Annotated in this window: 18 protein-coding genes and 1 CRISPR repeat array; of the genes, 3 read left to right on the top strand and 15 right to left on the bottom strand. The window is 25.3% G+C overall.

Annotated features, from left to right (window positions below):
* Positions 1-25: 25 nt before the first annotated feature.
* The 9 genes from KQ876_RS03500 to cas9 form a co-directional block, all read right to left on the bottom strand.
* Positions 26-955, bottom strand: a complete 930-nt coding sequence (locus KQ876_RS03500; RefSeq protein WP_241007085.1) for an FAD-dependent oxidoreductase — start codon at positions 953-955, stop codon at positions 26-28.
* Positions 956-962: 7 nt separating this feature from the next.
* Positions 963-1952, bottom strand: a complete 990-nt coding sequence (gene lgt, locus KQ876_RS03495) for a prolipoprotein diacylglyceryl transferase (protein WP_205852186.1) — start codon at positions 1950-1952, stop codon at positions 963-965.
* Positions 1945-2880, bottom strand: a complete 936-nt coding sequence (gene hprK, locus KQ876_RS03490) for an HPr(Ser) kinase/phosphatase (protein WP_205852185.1) — start codon at positions 2878-2880, stop codon at positions 1945-1947. The genes lgt and hprK overlap by 8 nt, the downstream gene beginning before the upstream one ends.
* Before the next feature lie 45 nt (positions 2881-2925).
* On the bottom strand, positions 2926-5778 hold the full coding sequence (gene uvrA, locus KQ876_RS03485) for an excinuclease ABC subunit UvrA (protein WP_216490323.1): 2853 nt from the start codon (positions 5776-5778) through the stop codon (positions 2926-2928).
* Positions 5779-5889: 111 nt separating this feature from the next.
* Complete coding sequence (locus tag KQ876_RS03480; RefSeq protein ID WP_216490321.1) at positions 5890-7035, bottom strand: hypothetical protein; 1146 nt, start codon at positions 7033-7035, stop codon at positions 5890-5892.
* A 112-nt stretch (positions 7036-7147) separates the two neighbouring features.
* A CRISPR array of direct repeats spans positions 7148-10222; the repeat unit is 36 nt; unit sequence GTGTTGTATTGCTTAAAAATAGTATAGCACTAAAGT.
* A 31-nt stretch (positions 10223-10253) separates the two neighbouring features.
* A complete protein-coding gene (locus tag KQ876_RS03475; RefSeq protein WP_216490319.1) occupies positions 10254-11015 on the bottom strand; it encodes a hypothetical protein in 762 nt (253 codons plus the stop codon).
* On the bottom strand, positions 11015-11320 hold the full coding sequence (gene cas2, locus KQ876_RS03470) for a CRISPR-associated endonuclease Cas2 (RefSeq protein ID WP_253282260.1): 306 nt from the start codon (positions 11318-11320) through the stop codon (positions 11015-11017). The genes KQ876_RS03475 and cas2 overlap by 1 nt, the downstream gene beginning before the upstream one ends.
* A 4-nt stretch (positions 11321-11324) precedes the next feature.
* Positions 11325-12221 (bottom strand): type II CRISPR-associated endonuclease Cas1, encoded by an 897-nt coding sequence (gene cas1 / locus KQ876_RS03465; protein ID WP_216490317.1) that lies wholly within the window; start codon positions 12219-12221, stop codon positions 11325-11327.
* A gap of 87 nt (positions 12222-12308) precedes the next feature.
* Entirely contained in the window at positions 12309-15881 is a 3573-nt protein-coding gene (gene cas9, locus KQ876_RS03460; protein ID WP_216490315.1) for a type II CRISPR RNA-guided endonuclease Cas9, read from the bottom strand.
* 299 nt (positions 15882-16180) lie between these two features.
* Between cas9 and KQ876_RS04125 the strand changes: the two genes are divergently transcribed.
* Both KQ876_RS04125 and KQ876_RS04120 read left to right on the top strand, forming a co-directional pair.
* Positions 16181-16762: a helix-turn-helix domain-containing protein gene (locus tag KQ876_RS04125; RefSeq protein ID WP_308699365.1), complete on the top strand. Its 582-nt coding sequence runs from the start codon at positions 16181-16183 to the stop codon at positions 16760-16762.
* A gap of 9 nt (positions 16763-16771) precedes the next feature.
* Positions 16772-17212 carry an IS30 family transposase gene (locus KQ876_RS04120; RefSeq protein WP_308699366.1) on the top strand — a complete coding sequence of 147 codons (441 nt, stop codon included), beginning with the start codon at positions 16772-16774 and terminating at the stop codon, positions 17210-17212.
* Between the two features lie 282 nt (positions 17213-17494).
* Here KQ876_RS04120 and KQ876_RS04495 read toward each other — a convergent pair whose 3' ends face one another.
* From KQ876_RS04495 to KQ876_RS03425, 6 genes are all read right to left on the bottom strand, one after another.
* Complete coding sequence (locus tag KQ876_RS04495) at positions 17495-19093, bottom strand: DUF2130 domain-containing protein (protein ID WP_216490313.1); 1599 nt, start codon at positions 19091-19093, stop codon at positions 17495-17497.
* A gap of 369 nt (positions 19094-19462) precedes the next feature.
* Positions 19463-19636, bottom strand: coding sequence for a hypothetical protein (locus KQ876_RS03445; protein ID WP_216490311.1), 174 nt, complete (start codon positions 19634-19636; stop codon positions 19463-19465).
* Complete coding sequence (locus KQ876_RS03440; RefSeq protein WP_216490309.1) at positions 19626-20123, bottom strand: DDE-type integrase/transposase/recombinase; 498 nt, start codon at positions 20121-20123, stop codon at positions 19626-19628. Before KQ876_RS03440 ends, KQ876_RS03445 begins: the two co-directional genes overlap by 11 nt.
* Positions 20124-20159: 36 nt before the next feature.
* Positions 20160-20312 carry a hypothetical protein gene (locus KQ876_RS03435; RefSeq protein WP_216490306.1) on the bottom strand — a complete coding sequence of 51 codons (153 nt, stop codon included), beginning with the start codon at positions 20310-20312 and terminating at the stop codon, positions 20160-20162.
* A 1096-nt stretch (positions 20313-21408) separates the two neighbouring features.
* Positions 21409-21804 (bottom strand): IS3 family transposase, encoded by a 396-nt coding sequence (locus KQ876_RS03430; protein WP_216490304.1) that lies wholly within the window; start codon positions 21802-21804, stop codon positions 21409-21411.
* A gap of 12 nt (positions 21805-21816) precedes the next feature.
* Complete coding sequence (locus KQ876_RS03425; protein ID WP_216490302.1) at positions 21817-22206, bottom strand: IS3 family transposase; 390 nt, start codon at positions 22204-22206, stop codon at positions 21817-21819.
* A gap of 293 nt (positions 22207-22499) precedes the next feature.
* Between KQ876_RS03425 and KQ876_RS03420 the strand changes: the two genes are divergently transcribed.
* Positions 22500-22709: hypothetical protein (locus KQ876_RS03420; RefSeq protein WP_216490300.1), on the top strand; the 210-nt coding region annotated here is incomplete at its 3' end.

The following is a 22709-nucleotide window of genomic DNA, read 5'->3' as shown; positions in this document are numbered from 1 at the left end:
AATCATACTAAAAAGTATGACTTCATTATTTTTCTGATAATAATAAATCAGAAACACGTCTTGCTGCTATTGCACCATCAGATGCTGCAGTTACTATTTGACGAATTTCTTTTGCTCTAATATCACCTGCTGCGAAAACCCCAGGCAAAGAAGTTTCCATAAATTTGTTTGTAACAACAAAACCTTTATCATCTAAAATTTCTTTATTTTTAACAAAATCTGTTGATGGCTCCATACCAATATATGGGAAAAATGAAGCTACTTGAATTGTTGATGTAGTTCCATCTTTATGTTCTATAATTGCATTTTCTAATGTTCCATCACCTTTAAGTGATAGAATTCTTGAATTTTTAAAAATGATAACATTTTCTTTTTCTAATAAATCGTTAACAAGTCTCTGTTCAGCTTTAAATTCTTCATCCTTAATTACTACATATACTTTCGAAGCAATTGTAGATAAATAACTAGCTTCTTCGATAGCGGAATTTCCATTCCCTAAAACCAATGAAGGTAACCCTTTAAATAAAGGGCCATCACAAATAGCACAAAAACTAGCACCTCTATTTAGAAAACTTTGGAAGTTTTCAATAAAATTAGGTTCAACATTTTTCATGCCTGTTGAAATTAAAACAGTTTTTCCATATATAACATCTCCGTTTTCTAATCTAACTTCATTATCAAACTTTTCGTTATGTTTTAATTCGACTACTTTACCGTATTTATATACAGCTCCGTATTTTTTTGAATGGTTAAAAAAGTTTAAGGCTAATTGTCAACCTTCTATATTTTCTGTACCAATTCAATTTTCAACTTTACTTGTTGTAGATAATTTTCCGCCCGGTGCACCTTTTTCAATAAAAATAACACTTAAATTAGCTCTTGATGCATAAATTGCTGCATTAAGACCTGCTGGACCACCGCCAATTATTACTAAATCATAAATTTTGTTTTGCATAATGCTCCTATTTATTTTTGAATTTTGAAATTATCTTCTTAAAGATGTGTTTAAACGATGTTACATTTACGTAAGATAAATAAATTTCAGGGTTGGCGTATTGATATGTTGTAATACTTTGTATTTCTGATTTCTTAACTCTAATATATTTAACTCTTCCAAAGAATTGATAATAAATTACCAAAAATGCACCAAAGAGCACAAAACCTAAAGCAACATATTCGTACAATTTATATGATTCTTCACGTAAAGGCTCCATTCCCATACGAATTAACCCGTACCAAACTAAATACATACCAATATTTACTCCTGGTTTAAAAATTCAGAAATAGTTAAATATTCATACTAGAATTAAATACCCAATTAAGTTTGCTATTGCCTCGTATAAGAAAAGAGGGTATCTATATGCAGCCTCAATCCCTAGCTGATTAGTTACAGCATCGCTAATATACATATTATCAGCAAATGTTTTTCCTCAAATTAAAGAACTTGTACCAGTTCAATCTATTTTTCCATAAACCTCATGGTTAGCATAATTACCAAACCGTCCAATAAATTGTCCTATTAAAATTGTAGGTATTATTAAGGAACCTGCTTTTCTAATATCAACTACATCTCTCTTTGTATAAACGTAAGCTAAATCAACTATAATTGTCGTTACTAAACCACCTTGGATACTTAATCCACCTTCTCAAATCTTATACCACGCAGATCCTTTAAAAGGTTCATCTTGATAAATTAATTGCTCTATAATATAACCGAAACGTGACCCTATAATTCCCATAGGTATAGTAATTAAAATTAAAGTATAAACAACATCCATCTTTAATTTTTCTCTACGTCAAAAATAGATAACAGTAAGTATTGAAAGTAAATAACCTAACATCATTGTTAATGAATAGGTTTGGATTTCAAAAGTCCCAATTTGAATTAAAGGACTTCAAGGTCTACCTTCAAAAGCTGGTTGTGAAGGGATATATGATGCCATATTAGTCATTGCTTTTTAACCTCCTTTTTTCTATCTCATCTAAAACATTAACTCCATCATGTCGAGAAAGATACGAACTCACCGCCGCCTCAATTAAAGAAGCTGTAGAGCCACCTTCTTTGATTGGTATTTGTATCTTCTTAATGTTTCTTCCAAATATTGAATACTTAAGAAAATCAACACCTAAGCGATCGAATTCTTGTTGTTTGTCAGTTCTAACCAATTCAACTACTAAATTTATAATTGACGAAGGGGCTACAGATCTAATTCCATAAGTATATTTGATATCAATAATTCCAATACCACGTACTTCTAAAAAATTACGTGTTATTTCAGGAGATCTACCAATAAATAAATTTCCGGTATCTTTAATTAAAACAGAGTCATCACTAATTAGAACGTGACCTTTCTGAACTAATTCTAAAGCTGCTTCAGATTTACCAACACCACTTGAACCAATTATCAAAACCCCGGTTCCACCAATTAAAACTAAACAACCATGAATTTGTTTTTCTTCTGAAAAAAAGTTGTTTAAATATGAACCAACATTTGTTGATATATACGAAGAACTAGTTTGCGATAAAGTTACAGGAACATTATAAGTATCTGCAACCTCAACTATCCACTCTAAAGCTGGTTTTGTAACACCTTTAGAAAGCATAACCAATGGTGGTTTTTGTTTAAAAATATGCTCCAAAGCTTCACAAGCTCTAAATTTACCAATGCCTTGAAATCAAAGTGATTCAGTAGTACCTCAAGCAATTACGTTATTGCTAATACGATCGCTATTAACTTTTTCGGCCAAATCTAGACCTACACGCTTAATTGCTGGTTGATAAATATCGTTATATTCAATACTTTCTTTATTTTTGTTAATTATTTCCAAATTAAAAAAGTTAATTATTTTTTCGACATTAATCTTTTTTATATTTTTCATTAGACCTCGTTTATAATATTAAATTTATATTAATTATACTTTATTTTAATTATTTTTACTTAATATTTTATTAAGGAATTGACCTGTATAACTATTAGTATTTAGAGCGACTTGCTCAGGTGTTCCGCTAGCAACAATTCTACCCCCGTTAACTCCACCATCAGGACCTAAATCAATGATATAATCACAGTTTTTAATTACATCTAAATTATGTTCAATAACTAATACAGTATCTCCGTTATCTACAATTCTATTTAAGATAGTAATTAATTTTTTAACATCATGAACATGCAAACCTGTTGTTGGTTCATCAAGAACATACACAGTTTTTCCTGTTGGTCTTTTTTGTAAATATGTAGCTAATTTAACTCTTTGAGCTTCTCCACCAGACATTGTTGTTGACATTTGTCCTAGTTTTATGTATCCTAAACCAACGTCCTTTAAATATTTTAATTTATCAACTATTTTAGGATGTCTTTCAAAGAATATGAAGGCATCATCTACACTCATATCTAAAATATCATTAATATTTTTATTGTGATATTTTATTTCTAAAGTCTCTTTATTATAGCGTTTTCCATCACATTGATCACACGCAATGTAAACATCAGGTAAGAAGTGCATTTCAATTTTTTGATATCCATCTCCTGAACATTTTTCACATCTACCACCAGGTGTATTAAAACTGAAACGACCTTTTAAATATCCTCTTATTCTAGATTCTTCTACATTTGCATAAACATCTCTAATGTCATCAAAAACACCTGTATATGTGGCCGGATTGCTTCTTGGAGTTCTACCTATTGGTGTTTGTGAAATAGGAACCACTTTATCAACATTGACTAATCCTTTGATACTATCAAATTTAATTTTTTTGTTTAATTTAGATGAATCTTTAGAAATCATATGTTGGATTCCTGATACTAAAATATCGTTAACCAAGGTACTTTTTCCTGAACCTGAAACACCCGTTACACCGACCAATTTACCTAGCGGTATTGTTACATTTATATTTTTTAAATTATTTTGTTTTGCTCCTAGAATTTCAATTTTTTGACCATTTCCGCTTCTTCTAGTTTTAGGAACCTCAATTTTTCACTCACCTGATAAATATTTTCCGGTAATTGAACTTTGTTCATTAATAATATCTTCTAATTGTCCGTTAGCAACAATTTGTCCACCTTCTGCTCCTGCAAGTGGCCCGATATCAACAATATGATCGGCGGCAAACATGGTATCTTCGTCATGTTCAACAACAATTAAGGTGTTACCTAAATCAACCATTTTTCTAAGAGTATCTATTAGTTTTAAGTTGTCCTTTTGATGTAGACCAATTGAAGGTTCGTCTAAAACATATAAAACTCCACTTAAATTTGATCCAATTTGCGTTGCTAATCTAATCCTTTGAGCTTCACCACCTGAAAGTGTTTCAGCACTACGATCAAGTGTTAAGTATTCTAAACCGACGTCTTTTAAAAATTTTAAACGATCTAAAATTTCTTTTACAACAAGTGAACTAATTTTTGTTTCTGAATCATCTAATTTCGAAACCGCATCTTCTACTTTTATTAATAAATCACCAATAGTGCTTTTAATATAATCAAAAATATTTTGATTATCTACCCTAACACTTAAAGCTTCTTGGTTTAATCTTGCTCCTTTACATTTTAAACAAGTAAATACACCCATATATTTTTTCAGATAATCTCTACGATTATCTGAAGAAGTTTCGTAATATGCTCTTTCTATCATAGTCATAATTCCGGGAACAGATTGTTTTTTACGATATTTATTTCCTGAAGTTGATTCTAAAACAAACTCTATTTCATCTTCTTCACTACCGTAAAGTATTCTTCTAAACTGCTCTTCACTCATCTCGTCAATAGGTAAATCAAAAGGAACTTTATAATGTTCTAGCATCCGTGCGTATCTTTGTCATTCCAAATTTGATGTATTAACTGTATTTTCGAAATATTTAATTGCGCCATGTTCGATAGTTCTTCAAGTTTCAGGTATTAATATATCAACATCAGGTTTGAATTCAACACCTAAACCTTTACAATTCTCACACATTCCATAAGGAGCATTAAATGAAAATAATCTTGTTTCAATTTTTTTAATTGAAAAATCCTTATAAATACATGCGTGTAATTTTGAAAATAATTCAATTTTATTTGTTGAAAGATTTTCAACTTTTACATAACCTTCTGATTTTTCGGTTGCAATATCAATAGCTTCCGAAATTCTATTATAGTTATCTTCTTTTACAACTACACGATCGATAACCAAATCAATGGTATGTTTTGTATTTTTATCAAGAATAATCTCGTCATCTAATTTATATAAAATTCCATCTACTTTTACCCTAAGGTACATTTCTTTTCTTAGTTTTTCAAGTAAATTTTGGTGAGTACCTTTCTCGTTATCAATTAATGGAGCATAAATAATTAATTGTGTGTTTTCGCCATATTCATAAATGGATTTTAAAATACTTTTTGTTGTTTGTGAAGTTATCTCAATATTATGTCTTGGACAATAAGCTTTACCAATAGTAGCAAAAAGAAGTCTAAAATAATCATATATTTCTGTTACTGTCCCAACTGTTGAACGTGGGTTATTATGAACCGTTTTTTGCTCAATAGAAATTGACGGGCTTAATCCATCAATTTTATCTACATTTGGCTTTTTAGTTCCGCCCAAAAACATTCTTGAATACGAACTAAGTGAATCGACATATCTTCGTCTACCTTCTTCATAAATAGTATTAAAAGCAAGTGAACTTTTACCACTACCACTAAGACCTGTAAATACAACTAATTTATTTTTAGGGATTGTTAAATCAACATTTTTAAGGTTATTCTCTCTGGCACCTTTTATAACTAAAAAATCATTTTTCATATCTTTTTACCTCTTTAATATATATTTTAACAATTATTTAAATAATAATTTATAAATTAAACCATTACTTTTATTAAAAAAACTAACAAAATTAATTTTTATTTAATATTGTTAGTTTTTATTTAGTTTATTAGCATTATCAGCTAAAATTTTGATTTTAGATATAATTTTGCTAATAGCCGATGAACTCATACGCTCCATTAATTTATCATCTAATATTCAAGCATTATAATCCATAAAAAATTCAATTGAAATACACTCTAAAATGATACCTTTTTCTATTCGTTCTTTTAAAAAATGTTCTTTATCGTAATTCGATAATTTAAATGGTTTTCCATCCGCTACATAGGCGTTGTTATATCAAACATAATAAATATTGTCTTTGGAGTAAATTTTGTATTTTTCAAACAAAAATAAAGATGCTTTATCATAATCAATGCTTTTTTTATCAAAAGTTAATAATTTTTTATAATCATTAACTTTAATTTTAATCATTTTATAATATTCATTTGATTTAATACTTTTAAAAATTAAATTATCAATTTCTTCATGGTTTAAAGGTTTCTCTAGTATAAAATCATTGATAACTTGCACTAATCTCTCGTAATCTTGGTCTTTAAATTCATGATCATTTTGAAATTGATTAATAATATTTTTATTAAATTTAGAAAACCTAACAGTGCCTCATTTTAAATTAGTAACATAAGCTCATAAGTTAGCTGCTCTTTGCTTGTTAACTTCTTTATCAAACTTATCAAAATAATTTAAAACACCATTAAAAGCTGCTCATTTTTTGTCATAAATCTTTGCAAATAAAATATCTATTGTTGGTAATTTTTTATCAAAATTATTGTATATGTAAGTAGATTTAATAATGGTAACTCTATTAGTTAAGACTTTTGCTTTTATTCCTGATACTGTAGTATAAACACTTTTATCTTTGTAATTTTTAAGAGTTGCTAATGTTTGTTTAAAATAAAAAGTAAATGATCTTCTTTTATAATCATATATATAAACTAAGTTTGATAAATAACCATCGTTATAGAGTTTTTTCAAAAATGTTACCGCTCTATAATCATCAATATATATACATAATATTTTTTTATCTAGCTTAGATGATATAGTTACATCTACATTTAAGTGATTTAGAATTTCTTTCAAAGTTAAATCATTTATATTATCTATTTTGCTATCGTTTTTTTCATTTAAAATGTTTGATAATCCAGGTCAAACGCTCAACAATTCTTTATTATTCATATTGTAATATCCTTTAAATTTGACTATTACTAGTATTATATCAATTATGTAAATATAATAATCATAAATAAAAAAGTTATCATAATCAAATGTCTTGATTATGATAACGACTTTGTTGTATTGCTTAAAAATAGTATAGCACTAAAGTTAAATAAGGTCATTAACTTCAATATTAAAAGTGTTGTATTGCTTAAAAATAGTATAGCACTAAAGTTGTTGGACGGTTGCTTTAGTTCGCATCTTCGTGTTGTATTGCTTAAAAATAGTATAGCACTAAAGTTAGCCAAAATTAACACCAATAATGAATATTGTGTTGTATTGCTTAAAAATAGTATAGCACTAAAGTGTTTTAGATCCAAATATTTTTTCGGCTTCAAGTGTTGTATTGCTTAAAAATAGTATAGCACTAAAGTTTAACTCAGGACTTAAATCAACCTTTAAGTGTGTTGTATTGCTTAAAAATAGTATAGCACTAAAGTTTAGCAAGCACAAAAGACAAATCAATGCGTGTGTTGTATTGCTTAAAAATAGTATAGCACTAAAGTGACCTTCGAACAATTTATTAACTTGATATTGTGTTGTATTGCTTAAAAATAGTATAGCACTAAAGTACATCTCATGTAAGTTATTTATTTTAATTAGTGTTGTATTGCTTAAAAATAGTATAGCACTAAAGTACTCAAAAGCCTGCGGGTCTATTTTTTCGCGTGTTGTATTGCTTAAAAATAGTATAGCACTAAAGTTTGTCACGGCTCAAAATCTTTACAATTTCAGTGTTGTATTGCTTAAAAATAGTATAGCACTAAAGTGCAGGCTTCTTTTTTAAAGAAGCAAAGCAAGTGTTGTATTGCTTAAAAATAGTATAGCACTAAAGTACAGTCAAAGAGCCAACATATAAAGAATTAGTGTTGTATTGCTTAAAAATAGTATAGCACTAAAGTCTGTCGATTATGCTATATACTTGACTATATGTGTTGTATTGCTTAAAAATAGTATAGCACTAAAGTTATTATAAATATGCCTAAAAGTTCAAAATAGTGTTGTATTGCTTAAAAATAGTATAGCACTAAAGTGGGGCTAATTTAAATCAAAAGTGAAGCCCCGTGTTGTATTGCTTAAAAATAGTATAGCACTAAAGTAAGTTCTAACAAACAATGATAGTAATTGAAGTGTTGTATTGCTTAAAAATAGTATAGCACTAAAGTTAGATTGGAGTTATACTCCCCATTTTTAATGTGTTGTATTGCTTAAAAATAGTATAGCACTAAAGTATACAAATCTTATTTTAGAACTTTTATTGTGTGTTGTATTGCTTAAAAATAGTATAGCACTAAAGTGTGGTTGATTTAGATATATATTACTTATATGTGTTGTATTGCTTAAAAATAGTATAGCACTAAAGTACACTTGACAACCCAAAAATAGAATTATTCGTGTTGTATTGCTTAAAAATAGTATAGCACTAAAGTGTGTTGAATTTGCTAATAGTTTGTCGCCGTGTGTTGTATTGCTTAAAAATAGTATAGCACTAAAGTTGTGCTTCTGTTATAACTCGCTCACCTTTTGTGTTGTATTGCTTAAAAATAGTATAGCACTAAAGTTAATTCCCTTCTTTAATTATTTTTTCAATAGTGTTGTATTGCTTAAAAATAGTATAGCACTAAAGTTATAACTTTTCAAGTTATCCCATAAATATGGTGTTGTATTGCTTAAAAATAGTATAGCACTAAAGTTAGAAAGAATGAATAATAATGAACATATGTGTGTTGTATTGCTTAAAAATAGTATAGCACTAAAGTGAGAAACAAATTATAGAAATTTAAAAATGAGTGTTGTATTGCTTAAAAATAGTATAGCACTAAAGTCCGGCCACAATTGCATTTTGATAAATTTCTGTGTTGTATTGCTTAAAAATAGTATAGCACTAAAGTCCAATACATCGCCTTTATCGATAAGTTGACGTGTTGTATTGCTTAAAAATAGTATAGCACTAAAGTACGGTTTAAGTATTGTAGTAGATACAAACGGTGTTGTATTGCTTAAAAATAGTATAGCACTAAAGTTAAAGATTCCGTAGTTATTAGATATGTTTTGTGTTGTATTGCTTAAAAATAGTATAGCACTAAAGTGAGAGATAATGGACAGCTGAAGCGATTGAAGTGTTGTATTGCTTAAAAATAGTATAGCACTAAAGTTTGCTGAATTTTTATATTTGTTTTTATATTCGTGTTGTATTGCTTAAAAATAGTATAGCACTAAAGTTTAAATACGGGTGGAATTGAAAGTGTAAGCGTGTTGTATTGCTTAAAAATAGTATAGCACTAAAGTTAGTAATTTTTCCGCTTGGATTAAAAAAATGTGTTGTATTGCTTAAAAATAGTATAGCACTAAAGTTATTCTCAACTAATAAATCAATTAAACCTTGTGTTGTATTGCTTAAAAATAGTATAGCACTAAAGTACATTAGACAACCCAAAAATTGAATTATTTGTGTTGTATTGCTTAAAAATAGTATAGCACTAAAGTTTTGTTCAACTTTATAATAATTATCGTTATGTGTTGTATTGCTTAAAAATAGTATAGCACTAAAGTTTGTATGTTGATAATCATACCTTTTTCAATGTGTTGTATTGCTTAAAAATAGTATAGCACTAAAGTCAGTGGTCGCTAACACGTACAAGTTTTTTGGTGTTGTATTGCTTAAAAATAGTATAGCACTAAAGTTTATGTGCTGTTGCACCTGTGTTTGTTAAAGGTGTTGTATTGCTTAAAAATAGTATAGCACTAAAGTTGTATAATATTTTTATGATAAACTGAAACAGTGTTGTATTGCTTAAAAATAGTATAGCACTAAAGTACATTGGACAATCCAAAAATTGAATTATTCGTGTTGTATTGCTTAAAAATAGTATAGCACTAAAGTAATTATAAACATGCCTAAAAGTTCAAAGTAGTGTTGTATTGCTTAAAAATAGTATAGCACTAAAGTACATTGATTAGTTCGTACGCATCGTGTTGAGTGTTGTATTGCTTAAAAATAGTATAGCACTAAAGTACTAGCATGTGCTTTAATTAATGTGCCATTGTGTTGTATTGCTTAAAAATAGTATAGCACTAAAGTTTAAAGAGCAACAAATAAAAGTTGTTGAAAGTGTTGTATTGCTTAAAAATAGTATAGCACTAAAGTGTCAAATTTAATAAAAAATATAAAAATTGTCCTAATTAATGTTATTTAGCAACTCAATTATTAAAAGATTATCATTTTTTAGGATGCCAAAACTTTCGTCATAACTAAGTTGAAAATTATTAATTTTATTTTCAATTCAAGTATGTAAAGGTAAATACGAATCTATTAGCGTTAAATTTCTGTCGTTTTCTAACGAACATATTTCTAATTCTTGATAATCATCAACTAAATCAAATAAATCATTATTAATTATTAATATATTGAATTTATTTATATATTTTTCTAGTTTATTTATTTTAATAAAACTTAAATCCTTTAAAATAACAAAAGGTTTATTAGTAGAATCATAATTGTCCATTCATTTTGAAAGAGTTCTTTCATCAATAAAAATACTATCATTTAATGAAATTAACGATTTTAAAATTTTAATTTTATCGAAATTCAAATCTAATAAGTTTTCTCCTAATAGAGTGTTAATTAGATCTAAAGAATTTAAAAATTTTGTTTTATCAATATTTGATTCAATATTTAAATTGTCTTCATTAGTTATCATTTTAGTCAAAATATTTTTTGATGTCAAATTGTATAAATCTGTTAATTTTGTCAGATTTGATATTATAATCACATCTTGTATTGAGTAACTTTTGGAATTTATTAAGAAAACATCTTCGTTATTTTCACATTCATATTTATAAAAATCTGAAATTAAACTATCACTATTTTTTGTTTCAATAACAAAAATCCCTTGATATTCTATTTCTCCGATTGTATTCAAATTTCTTATTTTTAACATTATAGTTCTATATACCTTTCTTTTTCGTTATAAATTTCGTTAGCCGACTTTTCACCAGATAAAATATCAATATTAGAATATTGAGTCTCTGTAATCAATAATATTCTAACATTCGATCTTTTCGGAATTATCTTCATTAGTTTTTGTTTTTCATATTCATATATAGTCTTAAAACCTATTGTTTTAACATATATTGAATATTGAATCATTATGTAACCCATTTTTAATAAATTGTTTCTAAACCTAGCATAATTGGTTGTATTATCTTCATCCATAGAAACATCATACATTAATATTATTTTCATATATCTATTTTGAAATTCAGTCAATTTCTAACTCCTTTATGTCTTTATGTTCTAATAAACCTCTAATTAATAAACTAATATAATCAACCACTTTAATTCTTTTAGAATTTACAAAAATATGTTCTTGTAAATTTTCGAAAAATCTTTTTTTAAAGTCTTTAAAATTTATGTTGTTATCTTCTTTTTGCATTTCAATTATTTCATATGTTATTTTATCTACATAACATCTAATTGGTTCTACAATATCACAAGCTAGCGGAATATTGTTATCGAATCTTTTGTGAAAAATACCGATTCTATTATCAAATCCTTTTGAAACTAATGCTCTACTTACATACGCAATCATTACAGTGTATCCATAGTTGAGACAAATATTAACAAAGTCTTTTGCGTTATTTTTGTCCCTTTTAAAATCTTTACCAAACAATAGATTAAAATAAACCTTAGCCGCGTGACCTTCTCTATTAGATAAATCATATGGTTTAATATCTTTTTGATATTCAATTAATTTTTTTACCACTTCAATTGAATCAGGAATAATAGATTTTATTAAATTTTTAGAATTTAATATTTTTAACTCAATAATATGTTTTCACGTATTACCCTTATATTCATCATTCCAATTGATTTGCGAGTTAAAAACTTTATTATCAAAATAACCACTAAATGGTATTATTTGAGCAATTGGTAAATGTTTGTGGTCACAAAAAATAATATTAACTCCTTGTTCAATTAATTTGTTTATCAATGGCATACTAATATTTACTCTAGTATTCTCAAATATGACAGTCTCAATGTCGTTAGTTGGTATTGTAATTTTACCTTGACTATTTTTAACAATTAAATTGTTTAAAAATAATGATACATATTCACTTTGTGATACATCAATTATTTTTTTCATTTTCCTCCTTTGTCGTAATTACGACAAAATAAGATTACTACAAATAAAATAAAAAAGAGACATAATTTATTATTATGTCCCCTAATATTACCCTAAAACAGATTTATTAATCTTCTTAAACGTACTTAAAAAAGAATTCGTTGCTAAAATATTTCTTTCTTTTTTCTTGGTAATATTTGTTTTTTCTTTATTATCTACCGACTTTTCTTTTATATCTTCTTTTTTAACTATCATAGCAGAGTAATTATATTCTATTTTATTGGTTGAAGAAACTGCACCCACTATGTGAACTAATTTTTTATTATCATCAATTTCGTTTTCGTTAATAAACATCGTTCCTTTGTAATATACATCTACAATCTTATTGTCTAAAGGAATATTTTTTAATTCTTTCTCTTTAATTAAGTTTTCTTTAATAAATACGGATTCATCAAAAAAGTTCTCATTTTTATTATTAGTAAATTTATAAATTTTTGCGTTAACCGGTATTAAAACATAGTTATCTTTTTTATTCTTGTAAATTAATAAGGCTACTCATTTAAATGATTCTTTAAAACTTTTATTATTTTGATTTTTAATAAAACTTACGTTATCTACATTAACTTTATCAGAAAACATTTTTATATTCTTGATATAGTCAAAGCCTTTTTTATTTCTTATAATTAACGCTTTTTTACTATCGTTATTTATAAAGTTACGAGCTTCTCTTTCTCAATTTTCGGGATCAATACATAATTCTTCTTTGTATTCTCTAAATAAGTCTAAAGTATAGTCTAAAAATGGATTTTTAGAACTTTTATAATTGGCTAAAATATTTTTTATTCTATCTAATTGTTCAGGGTTAGTATGTTTCATAACAATATTATCTTCTTTTTTATTACCAATATATTTTGTAATCTCAAAAATTGATTTTTTCTCTATCTTTCTTAAGTCTCCATTTTTATCAACTTTTGTGCCATAGGTTGTTTGATTAAATAATTCTATATTGTAGTCTTTCTTAACTTTTCTTGAATAACGAACTTTTTGTATTATAGAATCTTTTGTTTTTGTTAATTTAGAATTTTCATCACCATCTTTTTCACTCATTTTTTCTTTTACTATCTCGGAAATATTATTTAAATTAAGTGTAAATTCATTTAATGAACCGATGCTTTCTCCGCTTTCTCTATCATACACTTTACCTTTTTCTATAAAATATTTTTCTGGTGTAAATAATAACTTTTGCATATTAGGTTTATAGTTGTTTGCTGAAATAGCCAATAAAGAAGCATCTATAGCGTGATGTGAAAAATGATCTCTATCTTTTGGTGATAAACCTCCCATTTTTCTTAACATACTTGTATATTTTCCTCTAAATGTAACTACATTAAATTGCTTATCATGACTTTTAGCGTACTCATTAAGTTTTTCTAAGAAAACCTTACTTGAATATCTAGTATCATTTAAGTTTCTATTAGCAAATTCAATTTTGTCTTTATCATTGATTTCTAGGCGTAATAAATTCTCTTTCTTGCGATCGTATTCTTTATTTTTAGTATCAAAGAAATCGTTCTTTTTGTCATTATTTTCTATTCAAAAAGATTTGAATAATTTAAAATCTGTTGTATGAACCCCTAAATATTCACTTGGCAATTTATTGGATTTAGCTTGATTTGTACTTTTAAGAACGACAACTTTATTAGTCATAGAATCATCATAACTAATACTATATGGTATTATATGGTCAATTTCTGTATAACCTGGATCAAATATAAGTTTTTTAACATCTATTTTATCTTTAACATTATACGCATCATAACCGTCTTGTTGGAAATATAAAAGTAATTTTTGTTTTGTTTTAAGATTTATTTCGTCTTCAGATATACTAATTCTGTAACTATCTTTTAATATAGAAATTATTTTTTCTAAACGTTTTTTGTTCTTTTTGTTTTGTTTATCTATTCCTTCTCTTTCAGACTTAAGATTATTTTCTTTAGGCATTTCAAGACCTATTTTAGTAACTTTATATTTATTTTTATATTCTTTTAAAATTTGATTGAATACCTTAATTGTTTCAGCTAAAGATGTTTTAACGGCTGGACTAATAACTGCATCACGTAAAAATGAACTATCCATATATTTAGAATTAGAAGTAATTGATAAAAGACCTTCTTTTTCTAAATTTTCGTTATATTTTTTTATTTCTTTATACAAATTAAAATCTTTTTCAAACTTAAAATTAGATAAATTTTTAGATGTATTTAATAGATCCTCGTTAACTAAATAAATTGCCTTAAAAGATAAAGAATGAGTTTTTGAAACTTTAAATTTAGGATTATTTGCTATATCTTCTATAAAATTATTTACTTGTTCTTGAGTATCAAGATATTTACTTAAAAAATCTATATTTTGTTGAGTTCTTATATTTTTGATTCTTTTTTCAACTTCTTTATAGTTGGAAATAACAACAAAAATATTATCTAAACCTTTAGCAAACTCGAATATAGTATCTACATTTAAGTTATCTAATTTTGCACCATTCTTAATAAATGTTTTTATAAAAATAATTGTAGATTCTAATGCAGTTATTTTTTTATCTGCATTTTTAAATTCGTCAGCTTTTAATTCTAAATTAAAATCAAGGTTTCAAGATTTTAAATATTTTAAAATTGTCTGATAAGTAACATTTTTAACTTTACCTTCATTCAAGTTGTCTTTAATTAAATTATTTATAATATCTCTTTTATCGTTTTTTGATAAAACTCACTCATTAGCTAAAGTGTGTCTAACATTATTTAAATCAGATAATAAATTATACAATTCAACACTCGGAGATTGTTGTGGCGCTCTATTTTCATTCACGAAGATACTACATTTTCCGATAGTTTTGTCCCAAATATTATTATATTTTTGATATAAAGTTTTTCCATCTTCTTTATAATCGTAAATACCATATTCGCTATAACTGTGTTCGCTACCAGGTCCCTTAGCATATTCACGTATCGAATCATAAATGTTTATAAATTCTAATACAAAATCATTAAATTGTTTATTTTCATATTTTTTAGATTGAACATCATTTAAAACGTGTTCAATTTCACTCTTTCATTTTAAGTGTGAAAATTTAACATCAACATATTGCTCTAAACCTTTAAAGTAACCGAATTTATTAAAGAATTTGAATTGTTCTCTTGTTGGAAATTCAAATTGATTCGTATATGATATCTTTTTACCTTCAGAACTTTCTTTATTTTCTTCTTCAATAACTTCATAAAAGAAACCTCTATTTTGTAAATAATCGTGTAATATTCATACTAATTCTTTACTTTCTACAACTTCATCTAAAGCTTTATTTTTAACAAAAATTATATTTGGATTTTTAGAAGACATTTCTTGATAAATATTATTAACTTGGTGTCTATTTTCAAGTTCTAACCCAAACATATCTTTGTATTTAAAAATTAATTTATCAAATTTATCATTCTTGTATCTTTTTCTCCTAATGCTTCTCCTAATGCTTCTATATCCTCTACGATCAGTGGCTAAACTAGGTTCATCAAACAATCTTGAACCTAATTCTAACACCTCATTATTTGAATTATCCACTATAGACCACCCTACAGAACCAATACCTAAATCAAAACCTAAAGTAACATCAATTATTTTATTTTCTTTATTCATAATTAAACCTTTCAAAATAAATCTATTTCATATATAAAATATTTTACAACATCTAAAAAAATGTGTTATAATAATTATGTACTAAATCTATTGTATTGCTTAAGAATAGTAAAGTGCTAAAACAAGGCGACTTTAATAGTCTGCCGAATTTGCCCCGAAAGGGGTTTTTTAATACTTTTTTATTAAAGAAAAACTCTAAACAAAATAGGTATTTAGAGTTTGCTAAATTGTAATTTCAAGTGCAACACAATTAATATAAAATATAGTTGTGGAGCACTTGAAATTTTTTAATAAAAAAAATGGCTCCACATGAACCAAGGAACCATATGAATTATACAACAAAAAATTACAATCAAATTACTAAAGAAGAAAGATTTTTTATACAAAATAGTATTCAAAATAACTTTTCTTTACGAAGTATCGCTAGAAGTTTAAGAAGAAATGTTTCTTCGATTTCAAGAGAAATAAGAAAAAATTGTGATTATTATGGTAATTATAATTTTTTAATTGCCGAGGAAAAAAGGCTGAGAAGAAAATCACATAAATATCTTTTTAGATTTGATGTTAATTTTAAATTCGAAGAATTTAGCAATTATTTTAAGAAAAAATATGATAAAAAATTTCACGGTGTTAAGGCTACATATAATTATGTAAAAAGTAAAAACAATAATATTTTAATACCATCTATAAAAACTATTTTTAATTGACTCAAAACTAATAAATGAATTATAACCAGAAAAGATAGATTAAGATCTTACTATAAAAAAGGCGGAAAGCGGCAATCTTCTGTAATAAGCAGACTCATTAAAAGCGCTGAATACGTATTACCAATATGGGCTAGACCTAAAGAAGTCGATTTAAGACTAGTATTTGGACATTAGGAAGCAGACTTAATATTAGGTAAAAGATCTACAGGTTATAAAAATATAATAACTTTAACTGAGCGTAAAACTAGAATTGGTTTTGCAGATTTTGTTAGTTCTAAATCACCGAATGAAATAAATGCAAAATTAAAGCAAATGATTATTAAAAATAAACTTAATGTTAAATCAATAACAATTGATAACGGAATTGAATTTGAAAAAATAGGTATTTTAGCTAAGTGATTAAATATCAAAATTTATAGAGCAGAACCTTATGCATCATTCCAACGCGGATCAAATGAAAATTGAAATGGACTTATACGTAGAGAATTTAAAAAAGGCTTTGATTTTAACTCTATAAATTTTGATTATTTACAAGAAATTGTTTTTAAAATAAACAATATGCCAAGAAAAATTTTAAAATGAAAAACTTCCCTTGAAATGTTTACTTTTGAAAATTTGACTTAAGATTTAAGCAATAAAAAATTTAACAAAACAATTTTAAAACACCCTTCTAGCGAAGGGTGGGTTTCTTTGTAACCAAAGAAACGAAGTTTTCACTTTTTAAAAAAAGTGAAACAAAAAAACTTTTAATATTGACGACAAAGCAAAAATATTGATTTTTTTAAATAAATTTAAGATTTTTTGGATCATTAAGATATAATAAAAATACCAAGCACGAAAGTGTTGCACTTGATATTTCATTTTAGGAAACTCTAAACAAAATAGGTATTTAGAGTTTTTTAATAATTATTCTTCTTTTTCTAATTTAAGATATGAATCTAATTCCAAATATTTAGAATTTTCTTTAGTTAATCTTGGTTCAATATTTTTAATGTTTTTGTATAATTTACTTTTTGCAGATCCTACAATTGCTTTGGAAAAGCTGTCAATGTGCTTACTAATCGAAATTTCTAACGATCCTTTTAAATCATCTAAGTTTTTTTGGATATTTTCTACAAATTTATTTATATCATCAAAATCATCTTTTATTCTAGCCATAGCTTTAACGATAGCTTTAAAGTGTTTTTCGTTTCAAGCAACAATTAAATTACGTTGCTCTTCAATATCTAGTTGTGTATTATCAAAATTAGATCTTTCTTTAATAAAATTAATTAATAATTGCAGTAAAGGTTTTAAACCTTCAAATCTAACTACAAAAATGTTCGGATATTCCTCGTAAACTTTAAATAAAAAGTTATGTTCCGGTTCAAGTTCTGTTACTAAAACACCAAAAGTTCCTTTGTAATTCTTCATGTCTTTTAACAATTTAGGTAAATGCTTTTTGTTTGTTGTACTTCCAGTTTCAGTTTGTTTTGATTTTGCTTCTATAATAATATTTCCAATATTTTCTTTATCTTTAAAAAGATTAATTTCAAAATCAGGTTTTGTTCTATCTATATTTTCGGTTGTTTTAGAAAACTTAATCTCGTTACCCATAAAACCAAAACTATCTTCTAAAAGATTGTAAATACTATTTTCAAAATTTTCACCAACTTGTTTAGTTGAAAATCCAACATTTTTATTTATGATATCTAAATGTTTTTTTTCAGATATTTCTAATGAATTAATTTGTTGTTTATATTCATTTTCTTTTTGTTTTAAACTCTCGTTATCAAACTTAAGTTTTTCAATGGTTTTTTGATATTCAGATGCCATATTTAATTCTTTATTATGGAACTGTTCTGTTAATTTTGCTTTAATTTCATTTAATTGTGATTCGTATTTATGCGTTTCTTGTTCTTTAACAATTTTCAATTGTTCTTCTAGTTTATTTTTATTTGTTTCTAATGTCAATATTTTGTTTTGATATGTATTATTTATTTCTGTTGTTTTTTGAGAAATCAACACTTCTTGTTTACTTAAAAGTGTTTGAATTTCTTGTTTTTTAACAACTTCATTGTTTTTTAACTCTTGACTAAGTTTAATATTTTCTTCTTTTAACTTGTTTATTTCAGTACCCAATAATTCTTTTTCTTTAGCTTTAATAATTTGAATTTCTTTAGCTAATTCTTCTTTAAATTTATCTTTTAAAGTGTTAATTTCATTTTGTTTTTGTTGTTCAAGTTCTTTTTTTGTTTTTACCCTTACTTCTTCTTCTTTTTCTTTTATTTTTTCAAGTAACTCAACCTTTTTAAGGTTATCATATTGTACTTTTCATTCTTTTTCCCAATTATTCTTAGATGAATCAGTTATCTTTTTAATTAAATCTGATTTTGCACTTTCTATAATAGATTGTTGGTTATCTAATAAATCGCTTAATGTAAAATAATCTCCCTTTTTAGCATCTTCTTCAACTATGAATTCTAATTTTTCTATATCACTTATTTTAATTTTTATTTTTTTCATAAATACCTCCAAAATATTTTATATAAAATATTATATATCTTAATCTAGATCTTCTTATACATTTAAAATAAATAAAAAACAAACAACAATATTTTTAAGGTAAGTTGGGTGACTAAAATTTGACACAAAACTCATATTGATTTTCATTGATATGAGTTTTTAATCTTAATTTATTTAATTAAAAATTATTTTGGTTTATAAATGGTTCAACATAAATTATATTTTTTATATAATTATTTCTAAAAAGTTTGTTATTAATATTTATATTCGAATTGTTAAAATAAGTAATTATAAAACTTAATTGAATTAAATGATTTTTTAGAAATTTAAAACCTTCTTCTTTAAATGCTTCAAACGGAGTTTTATAATCTAGATTTTTTGTAATCGTGTGAAACTGTAATAAACAAAATATTTATTTATCTCGTTATAAATACTTAAATAATTTAGTTTTTTAAAGTTGCTTAATCTTATTTTCTCTCTTTCTAAATTTGCAAATAAATATTCTGAACCACGATTTTCTAACGAGTTACCTTTAACTGACATTGTTTGAATTATTTTGCTTTTTTGCTAAGTAATTTTTAACATCAAGATTAGCATATTCTACACCGTGATCTATATGAAAATATTTAGGTTTAATATCATTTTTTAACACAACTTTTAATAGCATTATAGTATCATCAGCAGTTCTAGTATCTTTTAAACTTCAATTTAAAATCATATTTGTTTTGTGATCTCTAATAACGTGTAAGTAATGGTATTTATTTTTAATTTTTATATATTTGATATATGCTGTTCATACTGTTCCAAATTTAAAATCGACTATATTTTTAATTTCATTATACGCGCAAATATCCCTATATTTGCGCTCTTTTGGTCATTTTCGCTTACCTTTTATATATGCTTGTGATTTATATTTAGATGCTTCGTATGATAGTCTGAATTCATATTTTGTAATGTTATGCTTATATTCGTTAAAATGTTTTCTAAACCTTTTATCAGTGTTAAAAAGGTTTATAAAATGATAGTACATTTTAGTCCTGCCAACTACGTTTCCGCTTAACTTACCTTATTCTAAAATTCAATCTATTAACTTGATGTTTGCCTTTCATTTTTCTTTGATTATTCTTAATCTTTGTTCATAATAAAAAGTTGTTCTTGAAACATTTACAAAAGTTGTGAGTTTTGAAATATTAAAGTTTGAACTCGATTTCTTTTGCATTTTATCTTTTATTATTTTTCATAATTCATTACTATTGATACCTTTACCTTTAAATAATTCCTCAATAGACTCATGATATACTTCAAGTTCATCCTTATTTAGGTCGGTAATTTGAACTTTTTTAGGTTTTTAGTTTTTTTCTACTTTTAGTTTTTAACTCATTCATACCGATATTATAACGTTTATATCACTTTTTAGGTAGTATATAACCATAACGATCTAGTCTTCTATTTCTCTTTTTGTTTTTTATCTAAATCTTAATAACATTTATATCTTTCTTCGTTATATATTAAAAATTGTATTAATGCAGTTTTTAAATCAGTTTTTTTAATAATTTTACAATATTTAAGTTTTTGTTCAAATGTAAAATGTTTTGGAATAAAAATGACACCCTTTTATTAGGGTATAAAATTTCTTTCGCCTAACTTACAATATTTTTAAGGTTTTATTTATTCTGATAAATATTGTTTGTTTTTAGATCCTGTTGAAATTAGATATGTAGCAAATACACTCAAGCTCAAGTGTATTTTTATTTCAAAATTGAAAGGCGTTTTTATGAGTGTTTGAGCAAATGGAATAATTGAAGACAACAAAAAATATTTAATAATTTTAGGTTAAACAGAATAAAAGATTTAATTGTTGAACACTTTGAATACTCGAATACAAAAAATATAGTTGGAACAAAATAGTTGGTTTTTTATCAAAAGATGTAAAATTATTTATTTCAGTTGATTCAAAAGTTAAAAATTTAGATTTATTGGTTTTTGTGTTAATTAAAAAAATGATTAATATTTTAGTTAATGATTTTGAAATTAACTTTAATAGTTTAGAAAAAAGTTTGAAAAATTTAAAATGTGAAAAACTTATTGATTATAAAAATCAAAACTTTTATTCGAAGAAACAAAATTTAAATATTAGTAAAAGTTGAAATTATTCCGTAAAAATATTTTGATTTAATTTTTGTTGTTATTTTTTATATTGAAAAATACGAAATCAGAAAACGAACGATTTGAGCACTAAAAAATGCTAAAAAAATAATATATATGTAGTGAACCCCTAAATCCGGACAAAAAAGAATTTTACTAAACTAAAGTGGCTAACTGTACTGAACAGGTGACATTCCCTTTAGTTTTTCTTTTATTCTTTCATTATTATATCATTTAATATATTTTGTAATTCCTAATGCTAATTCTTCTATGGTGTTGTATTTTATACCATAAAACATCTCTCTTTTTAACATACTGAAAAAATTTTCCATAGGTGAATTATCAAGGCAATTACCTTTTCTAGACATACTTTGTGTAATTTTATTTTCTTTTAGAATATTAATTCAAGAATGGTTTTGATATTGAAAACCTTGATCAGTGTGAATAATCAAATTATGAATATTCGGTAATTTTTTAACCCTTTTTAATAATGATTTGTTTGTAAATTTTACATTAGGAGATGTGCTTAAACTAAAAGAAACAATTTCGGAATTATATAAATCCATTATTGGTGATAGTTATAGTTTTTTATCACATCCAGGTATATGAAATTCGGTTACATCACTAGTTCATTTTTCATTTGGTTTATTTGCTCAGAATTCTCTATTTATTATGTCATCCGCGATTTTACCAACATTACCTTTGTATGAACTATATGATTTACGACGACAATGAAATTTAGCACATAAAATATTATACTCACGCATAATTCTTAATGCTCTTTTATGATTAACTTTAATACCTTTATTTCTAAATACTAAATTGACTCTTCTATACCCATAATTATTATTTGAATCATTAATTATTGTCTGAATTTTAGCTAAAAGCTCTTTTTCTTCTAGGTTTTCACCATTTAATTTAACTTTTCACTCATAAAATGAAGACTTAGGTAAATTTGAAACAAACAATCGCACATTTAATCTAATACTTGGTTTTTCGCTCCTTAATTCAATAATTATTTGTGTTTTTTCTTTGTTGCTTGCTCTTTCATTGGAATTAAGACTTGAAGCTTTTTTGTATACAATAATTCAGCTTCTAAATACTCATTTCTTTCTTTTAATTCTTTTATTAATTCATCTTTAGATTTAATTTCTTTATTAATTTTTGGGGGTCTGAAAACAAAATAGGTTAAAGCCTATTTTTTATTTTTCTCTTTTTTAAAAGAGTTTTGGAAAAATACAGAAAATCTAAAGGAGTTGAAATGAATTTATACAAAATTTGAAATCAAAATAAATATTTTACAAATTTTTTCATTTTTTTAAAAAAGTATGATTCTAAACCAACAAATTTAGATGCTCAAAAAATGAATGCTTTATTTCATAAAAATATTGTTGAAAAAAGCAAAAATTTAAAAAGTATGAAAATATCAAGTTTGATTGATGCTATTCAACAAAACAAAAGTTATATTTGT

It is taken from the genome of Mycoplasma sp. CSL7491-lung, from assembly GCF_018913965.1.
GTDB lineage: Bacteria > Bacillota_I > Bacilli_A > Mycoplasmatales > Metamycoplasmataceae > Mycoplasmopsis.
This window is presented reverse-complemented; position numbering and strand designations above follow the sequence as displayed.